The sequence below is a fragment of the Falsiroseomonas sp. genome (assembly GCF_030695085.1).
GTDB lineage: Bacteria > Pseudomonadota > Alphaproteobacteria > Acetobacterales > Acetobacteraceae > Falsiroseomonas.
The window spans coordinates 1-18,861 of sequence record NZ_JAUYTS010000047.1 but is presented as its reverse complement, the minus strand read 5'-3'; the positions used below and the strand labels follow the sequence as shown (position 1 = coordinate 18,861).

Sequence of the window (18,861 nt, the reverse complement as noted above, 5' to 3'; positions counted from 1 at the left end):
CACTATCCTTTTTCATTCGCCGGTTGCAATCAGAACCTTCAGGCCTTCTTCTCCCAGCCGCGCGCGCCCTGTTGCCAGTATGTCAGCGCGTGGCCGCCGGCCTTGGCGGTGCGCCAGCGGCTGCGGGCGGCGGCCACGGCTTCCGCATCGCCGCCATCGAACAGGTCCAGCACGCGGTCGAAGGCGTCCAGGCGTTCGGATTGCGTGGCTTCCAGCAGGAACAGGAAGCGCGCGCCATTCGGCGCACCCTCCGGCCCCGCATCCTCCGTGGTCAGCCAGATCGGTTGCAGATGCGGGTGGCCGCTGCGGGGCGAGCCATGCGGCAGCCAATCCGGGTCCGTGCAGGTCCAGAGCGCGGCATCCAGCGCCTCCAGCCGCTGCGGTTCCGCCAGCCGCACCATGGCGCGGCCACCACCCGACAGCACGCGGCCGAGCAGTTTCGGCAACGCCTGTTCCAGCGGCGTCCGGGTCAAATGGTAGAAGCCGTAATCGGCCATCAGGGGCGGCCTCCCGCAGGTTCCGGCGGCTCCTCATACTGTGCCGAAAGCAGCCGATCCAGCAGCCGCACGCCGAAGCCGGTGGCGCCTGCGGGGCCGAGGTCATGCGGCTTGTCCTGCGTGTCCACCCCCGCAATGTCCAGATGCGCCCAGGGCGTGGGGCCGGCGAATTCGGCCAGGAAGGCGGCGGCGTGGCTGGCATCGGGCTGCAGGCGGCCGGCGCCGGCGGGCATGCATTGGCGGATATCGGCGATGTCGCTGTGCAAATCGGTGCGGTGCCGGGCGCCGATCGGCATCGGCCACAGATGCTCCCCGGTTTCCTCCCCGGAAGCGGCCAGCGCCGCCAGCAGCGCGGCATCATTGCCGAACAGCCCGGCGCGGTGCGGGCCGAGGGCGGTGACGATGGCCCCCGTCAGCGTCGCCAGATCCACCACAACCCGCGCGCCCAGCGTGGCCGTCGCGTGATGCAGCGCGTCCGCCAGCACCAGGCGGCCTTCTGCGTCGGTATCCACCACCTCCACGGTGCGGCCGGAGGCGGTGCGCAGCACGTCGCCGGGGCGGTAGCTGTCCGCGCCCGTGGCATTCTCCGCGATCGCCAGCACGGCCACCACCGGGGCGGGGCAGTTTCGCAGCGCGAGGGCCAGTATGGCGCCGGCACAGGCGGCCGCGCCGGCCATGTCGGCGCGCATCGCCTCCATCCCCTGCGCGCCCTTGATGGAGATGCCGCCGGTGTCGAAGACCAGGCCCTTGCCCACCAGGGCGATGGGCGGGGCGTCGAAGCGGCCAGGCCAGCGCAGCACGGCCAGCCGCGGTGGTTCCGCCGCGCCGCGGCCGACCGCCAGCAGGGCGCCGAAGCCGGCCTTTTCCAGCCGCTTGCGGCCCCAGATATCGACCTGGATGCCGAATTCGGCGAGGTCCTCCAGCCTTGCGGCGAAGCGGCGCGTGGTCAGGTGGTTGGCGGGTTCCGAGACCAGGTCGCGGGCGAACAGGCAACCGCGGATGGCCGGTGCCGCCGCTTCCCATGCGGCGCGGCAGGCGGCGGGGTCGGCCACCAAGCAGGTGACGCGGGCGAGCGCCGGCTTGCGGTCGCGGGTGCGGTGACGGTCGAAGCGCCAGGCGCGCAGCGCCATACCGGCGGCGAAGGCGGCCACCGAATCCGGCGCCAGGCCCGGCGCGGCGACCATGGCGAGGGGCGCTTCGGCGAGCACCGCCGCGGCGGCGGCGCCGGCCTTTTCCCAATCCAGCCGAAGCGGGGATGCCGGCAGGCCGACCAGCACGCGGCGCGGCAGGCCGGGCGCATCCAGCACGCGGCCGGCCTCGGCGCCGAAACCGGCGGCCTGGGCCAGGGCGGTGATCTCCGCCGGCCAGTCCTGGCCGGACGGCCAGATCACGGGCAGGCCGGGGGTGGGATCGCCGCGCCGGAAGCAAAGCTTCAGCATGGGATGGCGGGGATCAAGCCTCGTCCCAATCCGCCACCAGCCGGTCCAGCAGCCGCACGCCATAGGCGGTGGCGCCCTTCGGGATGGTGGGGTGGTCCTTGCTGGTCCAGGCGGTGCCGGCGATGTCCAGATGCGCCCAGGGCATCGGGCCATCCTTGGTGTTGACGAAGCGCTGGATGAACTGCGCCGCCGTCACCGCCCCGCCCGGACGCCCGCCGACATTCTTCATATCCGCGATCTCGGAGCGCAGCGCCTTGTCATACGCCTCGCCCAGCGGCATGCGCCAGGCACCCTCCCCGGTCAGCTTCGCCGCCGCCAGGATACGCTGCGCCAGGTCGTCGTCATTGGCGAACAGCCCGGCATGTTCATGGCCGAGTGCCACGATGATTGCCCCGGTCAGCGTCGCCAAATCGATCATGCAGCGCGGCGCGAAGCGTTCCTGGCAGTACCAGAGCAGATCGGCGAGGACGAGGCGGCCCTCGGCGTCGGTGTTGATCACCTCGATGGTCTGGCCGGAATAGGATTTCACCACATCGCCCGGGCGCTGCGCGGTGCCCGACGGCATGTTCTCCACCAGGCCGACGATGCCGACCACATCGGCCTTCGCCTTGCGGCCGGCAAGTGCGGCCATCAGCCCGACCACGGTGCCGGCGCCGGCCATATCCCACTTCATGTCCTCCATCCCGCCGGCGGGCTTGATGGAGATGCCGCCGGTGTCGAAGGTGACGCCCTTGCCGATGAAGGCGAAGGGCTTGCCGCGGCGAGCCTTCGGCGCGCCCTTCCACTGCATCACCACCATGCGGGGTTCGACCGCGCTGCCCATGGAAACGCCGAGCAGCGCGCCGAAGCCGAGGCGCTTCATCTCCTTCGGGCCGAGGATCTCGACCTCCACCCCCAGCTTCTCCAGCGCCTTGCAGCGATCGGCGAATTCGACGGGGTGCAGCACGTTGGGCGGCTCGCTGACCAGCTCGCGGGTCAGGAACACGCCATCGGCCACGGCGCGCAGCGGCGCGAAGGCCTGCTTGGCGGCGGTGGTATCGGCGGTGGCGAAGGCAAGGCGTTCGAGCTTCGGCTTGTCCTCCTCCTTCTCCTTGGTCCGGTAGCGATCGAAGCGCCAGGCGCGCAGCAGGGCGCCCATGGCGAGCGAGGCGGCGATGGCGGGCGGCAGCGCATCGGCGGCGATGGTGGCTTCCCGGTCCTTGGCCAGCGCCGGAATCATGGCGCCGCCGGCGGCCTCGGCGGCGTGCGGGGTGAGGTCGGCGGCCTTGCCGAGGCCGATGGCGACCACCTTGGCCAGCCCGCCGCCGGGCATCCAGAGCGTGGTGGACTGGCCCTTGCGGCCCTTGAAGCCCGCGGCCTCCAGCGCGCGGGACAGGGCGCCGCCGGCCGCGGCATCGGCCTCCGCCGCAAGGCCGGTCCAAGCGATTGGCGGGGTATCGGCTTCGTGAAGCGGCAGGACCAGGGTGCCGGAGCGCGGCAGTGCGGGCTTCGCGAAGGCGATATCGGGCATGGGGTTCCGTTCCGCTGTTTTTTCAGTTCCAGCCTAGCATCCCATTGTCACGGCGACAGCACCACTCGCGCGGCGGCCGGGCGGAGGGTAATCCCGGTGGCATGGATGAAGATGACCTGCTGGCACTCGCGGTGCGCCTGGCCGGGGCGGCGGCGGCGGCGATCACCGCGGTGCGCGCGGCCGGCTTCGTGGTGGAACGCAAGCGCGACCATTCCCCCGTCACCGCCGCCGACCGGATCGCGGAGGCGCTGATCGTCGAAGGGCTGCGGGACGCGGCGCCGGGCATTCCGGTGGTGGCGGAGGAAGCGCATGAGGCCAGCGCGCTGGCGGTGCCGGAGGGGCGCTTCTGGCTGGTGGACCCGCTGGATGGCACGCGCGACTTCGCCGCGAACCTCGATACCTTCGCGGTGAATATCGGGCTGGTGGACCAGGGCCGGCCGGTGCTCGGCGCCGTGGCCCTGCCGGCCTTCGGGGAAGTGTTCTCGGGCATTGTCGGGCGCGGCGCCTGGAAGCTGGATGCGGCCGGCCGGCGGCCCATCGCGGTGCGGCCGGTGCCCGCCAGCGGCGGCATCGCGGTGGCCAGCCGGGACCATGAACGTGATCCGCGCATCATCGCCTTCGTGCGCGAACGCGGCGCGCGGCTGGTTCCCATGGGGTCCGCCGCCAAGCTGGTGCGGCTAGCGGAAGGGGCGGCGGATCTCTATCCGCGCCGTGGCCCGACCATGGAATGGGACACGGCGGCGCCGGAGGCGGTGCTGCTGGCCGCCGGGGGCCGCATGGCCGGATGGGACGGCGCGGTGCTGCGCTACGGCAAGCCGGGCTGGCGCAATCCGGGCTTCCTCGCCGAGGGGCGCGCATGACCCGCCTGCTGGCCGACCCGGCCGAGGCCGCGGCGCTGCTGCGCGACGGCGCGCTGGTCGCCTTCCCGAGCGAGACGGTCTACGGCCTGGGCGCCGATGCCTGGAATGGCCGCGCCGTCGCTGCGGTGTTCGAGGCCAAGGGCCGGCCGCATTTCAACCCGTTGATCTGCCATTTCGCCGATGCCGAATCCGCCTTCGCCGAGGTGGTGGCGGATGACCGCGCCCGGGCGCTGGCCGCCGCCTTCTGGCCCGGCCCGCTGACCCTGGTGCTGCCGCGCCGGCCCAGTTGCCGGGTGGATCTGCTGGCCGGCGCCGGGCTGGATACGCTGGCGGTGCGGGTGCCGGCGCATCCCACGACCCTAGCGATGCTGCGCGCCGCCGGGCGGCCGATCGCGGGCCCATCGGCCAACCGCTCCGGCCAGGTCAGCCCGACCACCTCCGCACATGTGCTGGCCGGGCTTGCCGGGCGCATCGCCGCGGTACTGGAGGGCGGTGACTGCGCGGTGGGGGTGGAGAGCACGGTGCTCGATTTGACCGGGCCGGGTGCGGTGATGCTGCGGCCTGGCGGCGTGCCGGCGGCGGCGATCGAGGCGGTGATCGGCCGGATCGGGCGGCCCCTGCCCCTGGCGGCGGCGGATGCCACGCGCAGCCTGCGCAGCCCGGGGATGCTGCTGTCCCACTACGCGCCCGCCTTGCCGCTGCGACTGGATGCGACGGCAGTGGAGGCAAGCGAGGCGCTGCTGGCCTTCGGGCCGCGCCCGCTGCCCGGCGCCGGGGCGCTGTGGAATCTCTCGCCCGGTGGCGATGTGGCAGAGGCGGCTGCGCGGCTGTTCGCCGGGCTGCGCTGGCTGGATGCGGAGGGGCAGCGGCTGGGGCTGCGCGGCATCGCCGCCATGGCCGTGCCTGCGGAGGGGCTGGGGGAGGCGATTGCCGACCGTCTGGCGCGGGCCGCCGCACCGCGGGGGTGAAGCACGCTGCATGGCCCCTCCCCCGTTTTGGGGGCGAAGGGCTGTCGCCAACCCGGCAGGCCGGGTGGACGAAGGTCAGGCGCTACCGGGGCGCGATGTGGCCTGGTCCGGCTGGTAGGCCTTCAGCGCGCGTTCGAGCATGGCGGCCAGGCGGGCCGCCACCTCCGTCTCGCCGCCACCCGCCCCCTGCGCGCCGAACAGCACGCCGAGCATCTGGTCGCTCAGTGAACGGGTCTGGCCTGGCGGGGCTTCGGGCCCGGCTTCGGGATCGCCTGGGCCTGTCGCAGGCGCCTCGGCAGGATTTGCCGGCGCCACGGCGGTGTCTGCCGGGGGCGCGGCAGAGTCTGCCTCGCGTGTCAGATTGTCGCTGGCCTCCTTTTCCGTGCGGGCGAACAGCCTTTCCCGCCATTGATGCAGCAGGGCGGCGTTGCCAGCGCCGCCCGAGCCTGAAATCTCCATCATGGAGCCTCCTCGCACCCGCCGGCGGGATGCCGGCGGGGCGGCAGGGCGGATCAAGCGGCGTGCCGTTACCGATGCAGCCCCTTCGCGACCAGCCAGTCCTGCACCAGCTGCGCCACCTGGTCGCTGTTGCGGTCCATCATGATCATGTGGCTGTTGCCCTGGATGCCACGCTCCGGCAGGTCCACCACATCGACGCTGCCGCCGGCCGCGCGCACGGCCTCGGCGAAGCGCACGCCATTGCCGCGGATGGTGGGCCAGCGGCTGTCCTGGGCGATGTAGTCGCCATAGACCATCAGCACCGGGATGTTGCGCAGCGCGGCCACCTTGGCGATGTCGCCGATCGCGGCGGGCTCGATCAGCACCAAAGCGCGCACCTTGTCCGGCCGTTCCTGCGCCGCGCGCCAGCCGAACAGGCCGGCCTGGCTGTGCGCGACCACGACGGAGGGCCCGACGCGGTCGAGCAAGGCGAGGTAGGCCTCCAGCGTCAGCCCGTCCGTGGTGGTGAAGCGCGGGACGATCTGGCGCATGAAGTTCATGTAGCTGTCGCGGTCGGCCGGGAACTGGTTGCCCGGAAGCACCTCGCCCCGCTGGAAGCTGCCCTGGCCGGCGCCGATGCGGAAACGCTCGAAGGGGTTGTCCACGGTCAGCAGCACGGGCTGGCCGCCGGTCTGCTCCGGGATCATGGACCAGCCGGCGCGGCCACGCTCCACCGCATCCGAGACATAGGTGGGCCAGCCGCGGCGCAGGAAGAAATTCTGCCAGCCCTCGCGGCCATCCGGCGTGGTTTCCCAGGTCACGCCCGTCAGCCCGCCGCCATGCCACAGCAGCAGCGGAACCTGGCCGCGGGGCCCAGAGGGGACATGCGGGATCATGTATTGCGCGTACATGCCGCCCATCAGGTAGGTGCCGTTCGGATCGACCCGGGCGGGCACGCCGCCGGGGGTGAACAGTACCTCCCGCACCGGCTGGCCGGAGATCACCACCTCCCGCCCCCCGACATGGAAGCTGCCCCAGCTTTGCAGGCTGACGGGCGGCTGGTTGCTTGTGGCCTGCTGCGCACCGGCGGGTAGCGACGGTCCGGCCACCACGGCGGCGAGCGCCATGGCGAGGATGGTCTTGTGCATGTTTCTCTCCCCGATCACCGGCACGCGCCGGCGGCCGCAGTGAAACATGGCGGGCCGGACCCGCCCATGCCGAAGCGACGCCATGGCATCCACCGCACCGCAGCGCTGCAATGCCGTGGACGGGACTTGATCCGGAACGCCGCGCGCGGTCCTTTGCCGGCATGTCAGATACCACCGGCCGTCCCCGGCCCACCGTCCCCGCCCTGTTCCTGACCTATCTGAAGATCGGCCTGGTCGGTTTCGGAGGCGTCAATGCCTGGGCGCGCCGGGTGCTGGTGGAGGAACGCCGCTGGGTGACCGAGCAGGAATATGCCGAGGTCCTGGGCCTCGGCCAGGTGCTGCCCGGCCCGAATGCGCTGAATGTGGCGATCCATCTCGGCGAACGGTTTCGCGGCGGGCCGGGGGCGCTGGCGGCGAGCGTCGGGTTGTTCGGCGGGCCGATGCTGGTGCTGCTGGGGCTCGCGATGCTGCATGACACCTATGGCGACCTGCCGATGGTGCGCGCGGTGCTGGCCGGCACGGCGGCGGCGGCGGCCGGGATGATCCTCGGCACCGCGGCCAAGATCACCACCAACCTGCGGCCCGCCTGGCCGATCCTGGCGGTGGGCTGCGCGGCGCTGCTGGCCGGTTCGGTGCTGCGGCTGCCGCTGCCCTGGATCGTGCTGGGCCTCGCGCCCTTCGGCATCCTCGCCGCCTGGTGGACGATGCGAGGCCGGGCATGAGCGATGGCGAGGATGTGCTCGGCCAGCTTGCCATCGGCTTCCTGGCGATCTCCCTGATCGCGGTGGGCGGCGGCATCGCGGTGGTGCCGGAGATGAACCGGCTCGCCGTCGATGTGCATGGCTGGATGGACAATGCGCGCTTCGCCCAGTTGTTCGCCCTGGCGCAGGCCGCGCCGGGGCCGAATGTGCTGGTGGTGGGGCTGATCGGCTGGCATGTCGCCGGCCTCGCCGGGATGCTGGTGGCCACCCTGGCCATGACCGTCCCGGCCGGGCTGCTGGCCTTCGGCTTTGCGCGGGTGCGGACTCGCCTGGCCGGGGCGCGCTGGCTGCGGACGCTGGAGATGGGGCTGGTGCCGATCGCGGTCGGCCTCATCTTCTCCTCCGGCATCATCCTGACCCAGGCGGCGGCGGTGCATTGGACGGCGCTGGTGATGACGATCGGCTCCACCTTGTTCGTCTGGCGCACCGAATTCTCACCGCTCTGGGTGCTCGGCGCCGGCGCCCTGCTGGGCGCGGTTTTCCTCTAGTCGCCGATCCTGTAGGGAGGCCCGACCATGCCCGACACAACCGCCTCCCCCCCCTCGCCCCCCTTTGCACCGGCTGGCCTGCTCCATGCGCTGGCCGAGCTGCTCGGCCCGCGCGGGCTGCTGACGGCGCCGGAGGATCTGGCGCCGCATCTGGCCGATTGGCGGGCGCTGTATCGCGGCGCCACGCCCTGCGTGGTGCGCCCGGCGGATACGGCGGAACTCGCCGCGGCGGTGAAGCTGTGTGCCGCGGCCGGGGCGGCGATGGTGCCGCAGGGTGGCAATACCTCCATGGTCGGCGGCGCCACGCCGGATGAGTCGGGGCGGCAGGTGGTGGTCAGCCTGGCCCGGCTGAACCGCATCCGCGCCATCGACCCGGTGGACATGACCATGACGGCGGAGGCCGGGGTGGTGCTGAAGCTGGCGCAGGATGCCGCGACCAATGCCGGCTGCCTGTTCCCGCTGAGCCTGGGGGCGGAGGGCACGGCCACAATCGGCGGCGTGCTGTCCACCAATGCCGGCGGCAACACCACGGTGCGCTACGGCAATGCCCGCGAATTGATGCTGGGGCTGGAGGTGGTGCTGCCCGACGGGCAGATCTGGGATGGCCTCCGCCGGCTGCGCAAGGACAATACCGGCTACGCGCTGCGGCATCTGTTCACGGGGGCGGAGGGCACGCTGGGCTTCATCACCGCCGCGGTGCTGCGGATGTATCCCCGCCCGCGCGACACCGCGCTCGCCTTCTGCGCGGTGGCGGATGAGGATGCGGCGCTGGCCCTGTTCCGCCGCTTCCGCGACCGCGACGAGAGCGCGGTGCGCGCCTTCGAGTACATGTCCGGCGCCGGCGTCGATTTTTGTCTGAAGCATATCGAGGGGCTGACCCTGCCGGTGGAGACCCGCGCGGACCACTACGTGCTGGTGGACCTCGCCTCCCCCCGCCCCGATGCCGGGCTGCGCGACATGGCCGAGTCGCTGCTGGGCGAGGCGATGGAGGCGGGCGAGGTGCTCGACGCCGTGCTGGCCGAATCGGAGGCCCAGGCCCAGAAGCTGTGGAAGATCCGTGAGGAACATCCGGAGGCGCAGAAGCGCGAGGGCGCCTCGGTGAAATCCGATGTCTCCGTCCCCGTCTCCCGCGTGCCGGAGATGATCCGGCGCTGCTCGGCGGCGCTTCAGGCGCTGATCCCCGGCAGCCGGCCGGTGCCCTTCGGCCATATCGGCGACGGCAACATCCACATGAACCTGGAACAGCCGGAAGGCATGGACCCCGCCGCCTTCCTGGCGCGCAGCCACGACATCATGGATTGCGTGAACGAGATCGTGCGCGAGATGGACGGGTCGTTCAGCGCCGAACACGGCATCGGCCGGCTGAAGACGGATATGATGCCCGCCTGGCGCGGCGGGGCTGAGCTCGACACGATGCGCCGCATCAAGGCCGCGCTCGACCCCTGGGGCCTGATGAATCCGGGCAAGGTCTTCCCCTGAAACCCTGGCTGCTGCTGGCGCTGGCATTGGCCGGCTGCGCCGCGCCGCCGGCGCGCGCGCCGGACCCGGCGCTGCGCGCGGCCACCGCCGTCGTGCAGCTTTCCTCCGGCGAGCCGGCGCGCTGCCGGGCGACGGGGGCGGCGATCCATCTCGGCCAGGGCCGCTTCGTGACGGCGGCGCATGTGGTGGATGGCTCCGCCCAGCGTCTGCGCGGGGGCTGCCCGGCGGGCGCTGCGCCGCTGGTGCTGTCGGTGGCCGGCAGCCCGGCCCCGGCGCGGCTGCTGGGCACCGGGCAGGACCGCATCGAGCCCGGCATCGGCCAGCGGTATCTGGGCGGGCAGGATGTGGCGCTGGTGGTGCCGCTGCGGCCCTTGCCCAGTCTCGGCACCGCCACGCTCTGCGCCGCGCCGCCGGTGGCGGGCACGCCGGCCCTGCTGGTGACGCCGCGCCGGGCGCAGCGCACCCGGCTGCTGGGTCTGGTGGCGGAGGCTGATCCGCGCTTCGGCGCCTATCTCGAAATCCCCGAGACCCTGGCGCAGGGCGAATCCGGCGGCGCGGTGTTCGAGGCGGAATCGGGCTGCCTGGCCGGGCTGGTCAGCCATCGGGACGAGCCCGCGGCTGGCCAGCCGGCGCTGCCGCGAACCCGGTTGGTGCCGGCGGCGGTGGTGGCCGGCTTCCTGGCCGGCATCGCCCCGGTCACGGCCCCGGCTACTGCCCCGGTTACCGCCCCGGTTGCAGCCCGGGTCACCGCACCGTGATGGGCGTGGATACGGCACGCGTGGCGCCTTTGCAGCCCGCCCCCTGCGGCTGGTAGAAGGGGCCGGATGACACGGATCGACCGCTATATCCTGCGCCAGCTTGTCGGCGGCCTGCTCGCCGTGACCTGCGGGTTGGCGGCGCTGGTCTGGCTGACCCAGTCGCTGCGCTTCATGGAGCTGGTGCTGGACCGCGGGCTTTCGATGTCGGTCTTCGTGCAGCTTACGGGCCTCATGCTGCCGGGCTTCGTCGCGGTGATCCTGCCGATCACCACCTTCGTCGTGGTGCTGTTCATCTATGTGCGGATGAACAGCGACCGCGAACTGGTGGTGATGCGCGCAGCCGGCCTGTCCCAGCTCCGCCTCGCCCGGCCGGCCATGCTGCTGGCGCTGGCCTCCGTCGGCATGGGATACGCGCTGAACCTGTGGCTGGTGCCGATGTCGCACACCGCCTTCCGCATCTGGCAATACGAGATTCGCAACGAGATGGCGGCGATCCTGGTGCAGGAAGGCGTGTTCTCCTCCGTCGGCGGCGACCTCACGGTCTATGCCCGGCTGCGCGACCGCGACGGCACGCTGCGCGGCATCCTGGTGCATGATGCGCGGGAAGCGGGCGCGCCGGCGACCATCCTGGCCGAATCGGGCCGCATCTCGAGCGGCCCGCTCGGCCCCCGCGTGACCTTGCAGAACGGCGTGCGGCAGCAGATGGAACGGGTGGCGCCGCCGGCCAATGCGCCGCCGGGCACGCCCGCCACCATGCGGCTCTCGGTGCTCAGCTTCCAGGAAAACAGCGTCGATCTCGCCCGCGCCACGCGGCAGGAGGAAGTGCGCTTCCGCGATTCGCGCGAACGCGGCATCGCGGAATTGCTGCACCCCGACCCGGCGGAGGAGCTTCGCCCACGCGACCTGGCCCGCTTCGTGGGCGAGGCGCATCAGCGGCTTTCCGCGCCGCTGACGGCACTGACCTTCGCCCTGGTCGGCATGGCGGTGGCGCTGACCGGCCAGTTCCGCCGGCATGGTGGTGGGCTGCGGCTGGCGCTCGGCGTCGGGCTGGTGGTGGGGCTGCTGGCGGCGGGGCTGACCATCGGCAACCTGGCGACGCGCGACAACAGCTTCGTCTGGCTGATCTGGGCGCATGCCACCCTGCCCGGGGTGATCGCCACCTGGTGGCTGCTCGGCGCGCCCGGCCTGCCGCGCTTCCGCCCGACCCCGATGCCCCCCGCTTCGATACCCCCTGCCTCGCTATCGGCCGGCTGAGCCCCGCATGGTCTTCACCCCCACCCTGACCGGCTATGTGGCGCGCGGCTTCCTGTTCGCGACGCTGCTGGTGATGGCGGCGCTGATCGGCCTGGTGGCGCTGTTCGACTTCATCGAATTGCTGCGCCGGGCGGCGACGCGGCCGGATGTGGGCTACACCATCCCCTTGCAGATCGCGGCGATGCGGCTGCCCTTCGTCGCCCTGCAGATCCTGCCGTTTGCCATCCTGCTGGGTGGCATCATCGCCTTCTGGCGGCTCACGCGGTCTTCCGAGCTGATCGTGGCGCGGGCGGCCGGCATTTCCGCCTGGGGGTTCCTGACCGGGCCGCTGGTGGTGGCGCTCCTGCTCGGCATGCTGGGGACCTTCGGGATCTCCCCCGTCTCCTCCGCCCTGCTGGCGCGGGCGGAGCGGATGGATATGTCCTTCCTGCGCACCGGGGGCGGCCTGTCCTCGCTCGCCGGGGGGCGGTTGTGGCTGCGCCAGGCGGACCGGGCGCTGGACCCGCAGGGGGTCGCCATCATCTCCGGCCGCCCGGTTGCGATGCGCGATGCGCCGCTGCGGGAGGCCGGGGACCCGCTGCCGCGCGGGCCACGCTTCGAATTGCAGGAGGTCACGGTCTGGCGGCTTTCCGCCGATGACCGGCCGCTGGCACGGCTGGAGGCGCCACGCGCCCGGCTGACCGACGGCGCCTGGGTGTTCGACCAGGCGGTGAGCTTCGGTGCGGACCGCATCGCCAGCCCGCCGACCCAGGTCAGCCTGCCCACCGAACTGACCCCCGACCGCATCCAGGACAGCTTCGCCTCCCCCGAAACGCTGGATTTCTGGGCGCTGCCGGGCTTCATCGCGGTGCTGGAGGAGGCCGGCTTCTCCGCCGTGCGCCACCGCATCCAGTTCCAGTCGCTGCTCGCCCTGCCGGTGCTGGCGCTGGGCATGGCGCTGCTGGCGGCCGGCTTCTCGATGCGCCAGACCCGGCGCGGCGGGGTGGCGCAGATGATCGGCGGCGGCGTCGCCGCGGGATTCGCCCTGTTCGTGCTGGACAAGGTGAGCAATGAAATGGGCGAAGCGGGTTCCCTGCCCGTGATCCTGGCGGCCTGGGCGCCGGCGCTCGCCGGGCTGCTGCTGGCCTTGGCTTTGTTGCTGCACCTGGAGGATGGCTGATGCCGCCGACCACCCGGCCATCCCGCAAGCTGCCGCCGCCGATCCGGCCGCCGGGCCAGCCCGCGCCCCGGTCCGCACCGCCCGAACCTTTCACCGGTTGCGGCCCCGCCCGTGGCGGGCGGTGGCGCCTGGCCGGGCTGGCGGCGCTGACCGCCCTCGGGCTGGTCCTGTATCCGACCGGGCCGGGCGCCCAGCAGGGCATGATGGGGCTGGGCAACCGTGCCGTCGGCGAAGGCCCCGTCACCTTCACGGCGGATGAGGTCGAATACGACCAGACCACCAACACCGTCACCGCCCGCGGCAAGGTGGAAGCCTGGCAGGGCGACCGCGTGCTGCGCGCCGATGAATTCACCTATGCCCGCGACACCGGCCTGGCGACCGCCACCGGCAACGTCGCGCTGATCGAGCCGGATGGGCAGACCCTGTTCGCCGACCGGGTGGAGCTGACCGATGGCATGCGCGATGCCGCCATCGAGGGCATCCGCGGCCTGCTGGCCGCCAATGCCCGCATCGCCGCCGCCGGCGCGCGGCGCACCGGCGGCACCGTCACCGACCTGGCACGCGTGGTCTATTCCTCCTGCGACCTGTGCCCGGAAGACCCGACGCGGCCGCCGCTGTGGCAGTTGCGCGCCCGGATCGCGACGGTGGACAGCGTGGACCAGCGGGTGCGCTACCGCGATGCCGCGGTGCAGTTCGGCGGCGTGCCGCTGCTTTATACGCCCTATTTCAGCCATGCGACGCCGGATGCGCCGCGCGCCTCGGGCTTCCTTTCGCCGACCTTCGGGCAGACCCGCTTTCTCGGCGCCTTCGCCGAGCTGCCCTATTACTGGGCGATCGACGACCATTCCGACGCGACCATCAGCCTCACCACCTCCACCAACCAGATCCCGAATGTGGGGGGTGCCTATCGCCGCCGCTTCAACAACGGCGAGGTGACGCTGGAAGGCTCGGTCGGCACGCTGGAGGGGACGGATGCGGATGGCTTCGGCGGGCACATCTTCGCCCAGGGGCGCTTCACGCTGAATGAGAATTGGCGCACCGGCTTCGCGGTGAACCGCGCCTCCTCCCGCGAGTATCTCCAGGCCTGGCGCTACGGCGCGCCGCGGGTGCTGACCACGACGGCCTATGCGGAGGGTTTCTGGGGGCCGGAAGGCTACGCCCGCATCGACACGATGCTGTACCAGGGGCTGGACGCCGCCAATTCGACGGATCTGACGCCCTTCGTGCTGCCGCGCGGCTATGCCGACTATGTCTTCCCGACCGACAACCTCGGCGGGCGCTTCACGGTGGATGCCTCCGCCTACAGCATCTTCCGGGCGGGCGGCACCGACACCCAGCGCATCGCCACCCGCACCAGCTACGAATTGCCGCTGGTCGGCGAGATGGGCGATATCTGGACCTTCCGCACCCATGCCGATGTGGTCGGCGGCTGGGTGGATGGGCTGGCGCTGGCGCCGACCTTCGGCAATGCCGGGGGCGATGGCTTCTATGGCCGCGGCCATATCCGCACGGCGGTGGATTGGCGCATGCCCTTCCTGCGCAGCGCCGGGGAATACGGGTCCCAGATCATCGAGCCGCGGGTGCAGCTGGTGACCGGCCCGGCGACCGGCGCGCAGCTGCGCTTCCCGAATGAGGACAGCCTCGATTTCGAATTCACCGACGCGAACCTGTTCAGCCTGAACCGCTTCCAGGGCCGCGACCGCTTCGAGGGTGGCACCCGGGCCGATGCGGCGCTGCGCGGCGCCTGGCTGTTCCCCAATGGCGGGCAGCTGGAGGGCCTCGCCGGGCGCTCCGTCCGGCTGGCCACCGATGAGACCTTCGCCGATGGATCGGGGCTGGAGAACCGGTCGTCCGACTGGGTCGGGCGGCTGCGGCTGGCGCCGGTGACCTGGCTGGAACTGCTCGGCCGCGGGCGGCTGGACAAGGAGACCGGCGAGGGCCGGTTGTGGGATGCCACCGCCACCGTCTTCGGCGGACCCTTCAGCGTCTCGGGCGGCTATCTGTTGACCAACCCCGCGCCCAACGTCACCACCCGCAAGCGGGAGGAGATTTCCCTCGGCGGCACCATCCGGGTGAACGAGAATTGGCGGGTCGGGCTGTTCGGGCGCTACGATATCGGGCTCGACCGGCCCGTTGCCGCCCAGGCCTCCGCCACCTATGAGGATGAGTGCTTCATCTTCGAGACCCGCTTCGTCCGTAGCTGGGCGCAGGACCCGACGACCCAGGCCGATTATGCCGGCGGTACCTTGCTGCTGTTCCGGATCGGGCTGAAGACGGTTGGCGACTTCGGGCTACGGGCCCTGTGATGCGCCGGATGCGGCGCCGGATGATGCATCTGGCCGGGCAGCCGAACCCGGACCGCAAGGCGATTACGCCTGATCTGAAAATGCTTTAGGAACGCGCCATGCGCCCCACCGCCCGAGCCCTGCTGCTGCTGTCCACCCTGGCCAGCGCGCCCATCCTGACCCTTCCCGCCACAGCCCTGGCCCAAAGGCCAGCCGCCCAGCCGGCCCAGGTGGCAGGGCAGCAGGTCAATCGAATCGTCGCCGTCATCAATGGGGACATTGTCACCCAGGCGGATGTCGAGGGCCGGCGGCGGCTGTTCGCGCTGAATGCCGGGCTGAACATGACGCCCCAGGTGCTGGAACGCCTGACGCCGCAGGTCACCCGCCTGCTGGTCGATGAACGCCTGCGGGTGCAGGAAGTGCAGCGCCGCCGCATTCCGGTGACGGATGCCGACCTCGCCGGCGCCGTGGGCGAGCTGGAACGCCGCAACGGCCTGCCCGCCGGCGCCCTCGTGGCACAGCTGCGCCGCGCCGGGGTGGAACCCCGCGTGCTGTACGACCAGCTTCGCGTGCAGATCGGCTGGGCGCGGCTGGTGCGCCAGCTGCTCGGCCCGCAGGCGGAACCCTCGGAGGCCGCGGTGGCGGAGCTGATCGCCTCCCAGCGCGCCCGGACCGGGCAGCCGGAATTCCTGGTCAGCGAGATCTTCGTCCCGGTGGACGATCCGGCCGAGGAGCCGGAAGTGCGGGCCTTCGTCGATGAGGTGGTGAGCCAGCTGCGCCGCGGCGTGCCCTTCCCCGTGGCGGCGACGCAGTTCAGCCAGGCGCAGACGGCGTTGCAGGGCGGCGACCTCGGCTGGGTGGGGGCGGAGGCGCTGGACCAGGAGGTGGCCGAGGTGGTGCGCCAGATGCCGCCCGGCGCCATCGCCAATCCGATCCGCGTGCCCGGCGGTTTCCAGATCGTGGCGCTGCGCCAGCGGCGGGAAGTGGGCCGCGACATGGCCACCATCCTGACCCTGCGCCAGGCCTTCTTCCCGTTCTCCGGCGCGCTCGACCCCAACAACCCGACGCAGCAGCAGATCCAGACGGTGGAACGCGCCCGCGCCCTGTCCAACTCCGCGCGCAGCTGCGAGGCGGTGGACGCAGCCGCCCGCGCCGCGGGCGGCGGGCGGGACCCGGACCCGGGCGAGGTGCGTCTGGAAGCCGTGCAGCCGCCGGCGCTGCGCCAGTTGATCGGCGGGCTTCAGCCGGGCCGGGCCAGCCAGCCGGTGATCGCACCCGATGGGGTCGCCGTCATCATGGTCTGCACGCGGGAGACGCGGAACCAGGCGGAGCTGACGCCGGATGCCGCCCGCGCCCAGCTGCTGCGCGACCGCGCCGAACTGCTCTCCCGCCAGGTGCAACGCGACCTGCGCCGCCGCGCGCAGATCGAGATGCGCAGTTGAGGCTATCGCCTCAACTGCTGTTGTCTTGCCCTCAGGCGCCGGGCGCCGCCTCCGGCGGCTTGGCTCGCCGCATTGGCGGCGCCGGGCGCCGCATGGCGTGCCGTGCGATCATGATCCTGCAAGTACGGGTAACGGGCGCGGTCCAGAATGTCTGAGCTTTCCGAACTTCCGAGCCTGCGCGACACGGTCCGCGAATACGGGCTGGATGCGCGCAAATCGCTCGGGCAGCACTTCCTGCTGGACCCGGCGATCTGCGCCCGTATCGCCGCGCTGGCAGGCGACCTGACCGGGCGGCATGTGCTGGAGGTTGGCCCCGGCCCGGGCGGGCTGACGCGGGCGCTGCTGGCGACGCCGGCCGCGCATGTGCTGGCGGTGGAGCTGGATCGGCGCGCCATCGCGGCGCTGACCACGCTCGCCGCGCATTACCCCGGCCGCCTCACGGTGCAGGAGGCGGATGCGCTGGATACCGACCCGCTGGCCGAACTGCCCGCGCCGCGCCGGATCATCGCCAACCTGCCCTACAATGTCGCCACCCCCCTGCTGGTCGGCTGGCTGCGGCATGCCTCGGACATCGAGGGCATGACGCTGATGTTCCAGCAGGAAGTGGCGGAGCGCATCTGCGCCGCGCCGGACACCGATGCCTATGGGCGGCTCGGCGTGCTGGCGCAGTGGCGCTGCCGCGCGCAGTTCCTGCTCAGCCTGCCGCCCGGCGCCTTCACGCCGCCGCCCAAGGTGTTCTCCGCCGTGGTCGGGCTGACCCCGCATGCGGAAGACCCCGGCCCGGCGCTGTTCGCCGCCATGGAACGCACCACCGCCGCCGCCTTCGGCCAGCGCCGCAAGATGCTGCGCGGGTCGCTGAAGCAGCTCGGCCAGGCGGAGGCGCTGCTGGAGACCGCCGGGATCGACGGGCAAAGGCGGGCGGAGACGCTGACCATCGCGGAATTCGACCGCCTCGCCCGCGCATTGCTGGCCCGCGAGGCGCCCACCGGGGTTGCCTGACAAGCTGGCAGCGGGTTTGGTGCGCCTGAATCGCCAGGAGAAACGCGCCATGCTGCCACCGGATGACCAGCTCACCCTCTGCTTCGCCCATGTCGCCTACCGCTTCGGCGAACGCTACGCCCAGCGCGGCGGCAAGCTGAAGCACTTCGAGGTGCGCAGCCTGGAGGAGCTGGAGGCGCGGCTGCCGGAGGCCGATGTGCTGCTGGTCTCCGGCATGTGGCGCAACCATCTGGCGGCCAAGGCGCCGCGCCTGAAATTCATCCAATCCATCAGCGCCGGCGTCGACCAGTACGACAAGGCGGTGCTGGCGGGGGCCGGCATCCGGCTCGCCTCGGCGCAGGGTGCCAATGCCAATGCGGTGTCCGAACACGCCATGTCGTTGATCCTGGCGCAGGCCCGGCTGCTGCCGCAGGCGCGCGACAACCAGGTGAAGCAGCATTGGCGCGGCATGATCGGCGACCTGACCCAGCGCGAGGATGAACTCGGCGGCAAGACGCTGCTGGTGGTCGGCATCGGCCGCATCGGCGGCCGGCTGGCGCGGCTGGCCAAGGCCTTCGACATGAAGGTGGTGGGGCTGCGGCAGGACCCGTCCAAGGGCAGCGAGGGCGCCGATGAAATCCACGGCATGGATGCGCTGCACGCGCAGCTCGGCCGTGCGGATATCGTGGCGCTGACCTGCGCGCTGACGCCGGAAACCCGCGGCCTGATGAATGCGGCCTCCTTCGCCGCCATGAAGCCGGGCGCGACCCTGGTGAATGTGGCGCGCGGCGCGGTGTGCGACGAGGCCGCGCTGATCGCCGCGCTGTCCTCCGGCCAGGTCGGCCAGGCGGCGCTGGATGTGACGACGGAGGAGCCGCTGGCCGGCGCCAGCCCGCTCTGGGCCATGCCGAACGTGTTCATCACGCCGCATACCGGCGGCGAGACGCGGGCCTATGAGGGCAATGTGCTGGACCTGCTGGAAGCCAACCTGCCCCGGCTGCGGGCGGGGCAGACGCTGGTCAACCAGGTGGTGTGACGGGCACCTGGCGGGTCACGCCGGAGGCACCGCCGCGACGCGGCGTGTATCCGGCTGGTCCGCCAAATGCGGCCGGGGCGGCGTCTTGCCTTGATTTCCCGGCCATTGCGGCGCATATGCGCTGCATCCCGCCCGGCCCCGCCAAGCGCCTGTCATCGCGCCTGTGGGGCGCCCCCGCCGAGTACGCGTCCTGATGGGATGTGCGCAGGTGGCGGGCAGGTCCGAGGCATGCAGAGAACCAAGCACGTTGAGCGATCATAGCGACGCGACCGCCCCGCGCGCGGCCGAGACCGAACACACCGCCGCCCCGGCCGAAGCCGGCACCCCCGCGACGGAAACGTCCGCGGTGGCCGCGCCTGCG

At 72.0% G+C, this 18,861-nt stretch carries 17 protein-coding genes; 12 read left to right on the top strand and 5 right to left on the bottom strand.

What is annotated here, in order from left to right:
* Positions 1–38: 38 nt before the first annotated feature.
* Genes Q8S40_RS05405 through Q8S40_RS05395 form a run of 3 tightly spaced genes read right to left on the bottom strand, consistent with a single transcriptional unit; the run spans position 39 to position 3,446 of the window.
* Positions 39–497, bottom strand: a complete 459-nt coding sequence (locus Q8S40_RS05405) for a DNA polymerase III subunit chi (protein WP_304810769.1) — start codon at positions 495–497, stop codon at positions 39–41.
* Positions 497–1,936, bottom strand: coding sequence for a M17 family metallopeptidase (locus Q8S40_RS05400; RefSeq protein WP_305669577.1), 1,440 nt, complete (start codon positions 1,934–1,936; stop codon positions 497–499). The genes Q8S40_RS05405 and Q8S40_RS05400 overlap by 1 nt, the downstream gene beginning before the upstream one ends.
* Positions 1,937–1,949: 13 nt before the next feature.
* Positions 1,950–3,446 carry a leucyl aminopeptidase gene (locus Q8S40_RS05395; RefSeq protein WP_305669576.1) on the bottom strand — a complete coding sequence of 499 codons (1,497 nt, stop codon included), beginning with the start codon at positions 3,444–3,446 and terminating at the stop codon, positions 1,950–1,952.
* Positions 3,447–3,547: 101 nt separating this feature from the next.
* Here Q8S40_RS05395 and Q8S40_RS05390 point away from each other — a divergent pair, with 101 nt between their 5' ends.
* Together Q8S40_RS05390 and Q8S40_RS05385 are read left to right on the top strand one after the other, a co-directional pair.
* Positions 3,548–4,306, top strand: coding sequence for a 3'(2'),5'-bisphosphate nucleotidase CysQ (locus Q8S40_RS05390; protein WP_305669575.1), 759 nt, complete (start codon positions 3,548–3,550; stop codon positions 4,304–4,306).
* The gene (locus tag Q8S40_RS05385) at positions 4,303–5,274 is read left to right on the top strand and encodes an L-threonylcarbamoyladenylate synthase (RefSeq protein WP_305669574.1); all 972 of its coding nucleotides are present in this window, start codon (positions 4,303–4,305) and stop codon (positions 5,272–5,274) included. The genes Q8S40_RS05390 and Q8S40_RS05385 overlap by 4 nt, the downstream gene beginning before the upstream one ends.
* A 75-nt stretch (positions 5,275–5,349) precedes the next feature.
* Here Q8S40_RS05385 and Q8S40_RS05380 read toward each other — a convergent pair whose 3' ends face one another.
* Together Q8S40_RS05380 and Q8S40_RS05375 are read right to left on the bottom strand one after the other, a co-directional pair.
* A complete protein-coding gene (locus tag Q8S40_RS05380) occupies positions 5,350–5,736 on the bottom strand; it encodes a hypothetical protein (protein WP_305669573.1) in 387 nt (128 codons plus the stop codon).
* Between the two features lie 65 nt (positions 5,737–5,801).
* Entirely contained in the window at positions 5,802–6,860 is a 1,059-nt protein-coding gene (locus Q8S40_RS05375) for an esterase (protein ID WP_305669572.1), read from the bottom strand.
* Positions 6,861–7,021: 161 nt separating this feature from the next.
* Here Q8S40_RS05375 and Q8S40_RS05370 point away from each other — a divergent pair, with 161 nt between their 5' ends.
* The 10 genes from Q8S40_RS05370 (at position 7,022) to Q8S40_RS05325 (ending at position 18,500) form a co-directional block, all read left to right on the top strand.
* Positions 7,022–7,582, top strand: a complete 561-nt coding sequence (locus tag Q8S40_RS05370) for a chromate transporter (protein WP_305669571.1) — start codon at positions 7,022–7,024, stop codon at positions 7,580–7,582.
* A complete protein-coding gene (locus tag Q8S40_RS05365) occupies positions 7,579–8,109 on the top strand; it encodes a chromate transporter (RefSeq protein ID WP_305669570.1) in 531 nt (176 codons plus the stop codon). The genes Q8S40_RS05370 and Q8S40_RS05365 overlap by 4 nt, the downstream gene beginning before the upstream one ends.
* A gap of 27 nt (positions 8,110–8,136) precedes the next feature.
* Positions 8,137–9,588 (top strand): FAD-binding oxidoreductase, encoded by a 1,452-nt coding sequence (locus Q8S40_RS05360; RefSeq protein ID WP_305669569.1) that lies wholly within the window; start codon positions 8,137–8,139, stop codon positions 9,586–9,588.
* Positions 9,589–9,614: 26 nt separating this feature from the next.
* A complete protein-coding gene (locus tag Q8S40_RS05355; RefSeq protein ID WP_305669568.1) occupies positions 9,615–10,346 on the top strand; it encodes a trypsin-like peptidase domain-containing protein in 732 nt (243 codons plus the stop codon).
* Between the two features lie 66 nt (positions 10,347–10,412).
* Positions 10,413–11,600, top strand: a complete 1,188-nt coding sequence (locus tag Q8S40_RS05350) for an LptF/LptG family permease (protein ID WP_305669567.1) — start codon at positions 10,413–10,415, stop codon at positions 11,598–11,600.
* Positions 11,601–11,607: 7 nt separating this feature from the next.
* Entirely contained in the window at positions 11,608–12,759 is a 1,152-nt protein-coding gene (gene lptG / locus Q8S40_RS05345; RefSeq protein ID WP_304813802.1) for an LPS export ABC transporter permease LptG, read from the top strand.
* A complete protein-coding gene (locus tag Q8S40_RS05340; protein ID WP_305669566.1) occupies positions 12,759–15,065 on the top strand; it encodes an LPS-assembly protein LptD in 2,307 nt (768 codons plus the stop codon). Before lptG ends, Q8S40_RS05340 begins: the two co-directional genes overlap by 1 nt.
* A 98-nt stretch (positions 15,066–15,163) precedes the next feature.
* A complete protein-coding gene (locus Q8S40_RS05335) occupies positions 15,164–16,486 on the top strand; it encodes a peptidylprolyl isomerase (protein ID WP_304813805.1) in 1,323 nt (440 codons plus the stop codon).
* 147 nt (positions 16,487–16,633) lie between these two features.
* On the top strand, positions 16,634–17,485 hold the full coding sequence (rsmA, locus tag Q8S40_RS05330; protein WP_304813807.1) for a 16S rRNA (adenine(1518)-N(6)/adenine(1519)-N(6))-dimethyltransferase RsmA: 852 nt from the start codon (positions 16,634–16,636) through the stop codon (positions 17,483–17,485).
* Positions 17,486–17,534: 49 nt separating this feature from the next.
* Complete coding sequence (locus Q8S40_RS05325; protein ID WP_305669565.1) at positions 17,535–18,500, top strand: D-2-hydroxyacid dehydrogenase; 966 nt, start codon at positions 17,535–17,537, stop codon at positions 18,498–18,500.
* Positions 18,501–18,861 lie beyond the last annotated feature (361 nt).

Bases quoted from the DNA above. Each gene is read 5' to 3' on its own strand.
- Q8S40_RS05405 (WP_304810769.1), bottom strand. From the start codon at position 497: ATGGCCGATTACGGCTTCTACCATTTGACCCGGACGCCGCTGGAACAG.
- Q8S40_RS05400 (WP_305669577.1), bottom strand. From the start codon at position 1,936: ATGCTGAAGCTTTGCTTCCGGCGCGGCGATCCCACCCCCGGCCTGCCC.
- Q8S40_RS05395 (WP_305669576.1), bottom strand. From the start codon at position 3,446: ATGCCCGATATCGCCTTCGCGAAGCCCGCACTGCCGCGCTCCGGCACC.
- Q8S40_RS05390 (WP_305669575.1), top strand. From the start codon at position 3,548: ATGGATGAAGATGACCTGCTGGCACTCGCGGTGCGCCTGGCCGGGGCG.
- Q8S40_RS05385 (WP_305669574.1), top strand. From the start codon at position 4,303: ATGACCCGCCTGCTGGCCGACCCGGCCGAGGCCGCGGCGCTGCTGCGC.
- Q8S40_RS05380 (WP_305669573.1), bottom strand. From the start codon at position 5,736: ATGATGGAGATTTCAGGCTCGGGCGGCGCTGGCAACGCCGCCCTGCTG.
- Q8S40_RS05375 (WP_305669572.1), bottom strand. From the start codon at position 6,860: ATGCACAAGACCATCCTCGCCATGGCGCTCGCCGCCGTGGTGGCCGGA.
- Q8S40_RS05370 (WP_305669571.1), top strand. From the start codon at position 7,022: ATGTCAGATACCACCGGCCGTCCCCGGCCCACCGTCCCCGCCCTGTTC.
- Q8S40_RS05365 (WP_305669570.1), top strand. From the start codon at position 7,579: ATGAGCGATGGCGAGGATGTGCTCGGCCAGCTTGCCATCGGCTTCCTG.
- Q8S40_RS05360 (WP_305669569.1), top strand. From the start codon at position 8,137: ATGCCCGACACAACCGCCTCCCCCCCCTCGCCCCCCTTTGCACCGGCT.
- Q8S40_RS05350 (WP_305669567.1), top strand. From the start codon at position 10,413: ATGACACGGATCGACCGCTATATCCTGCGCCAGCTTGTCGGCGGCCTG.
- lptG (WP_304813802.1), top strand. From the start codon at position 11,608: ATGGTCTTCACCCCCACCCTGACCGGCTATGTGGCGCGCGGCTTCCTG.
- Q8S40_RS05340 (WP_305669566.1), top strand. From the start codon at position 12,759: ATGCCGCCGACCACCCGGCCATCCCGCAAGCTGCCGCCGCCGATCCGG.
- Q8S40_RS05335 (WP_304813805.1), top strand. From the start codon at position 15,164: ATGCGCCCCACCGCCCGAGCCCTGCTGCTGCTGTCCACCCTGGCCAGC.
- rsmA (WP_304813807.1), top strand. From the start codon at position 16,634: ATGTCTGAGCTTTCCGAACTTCCGAGCCTGCGCGACACGGTCCGCGAA.
- Q8S40_RS05325 (WP_305669565.1), top strand. From the start codon at position 17,535: ATGCTGCCACCGGATGACCAGCTCACCCTCTGCTTCGCCCATGTCGCC.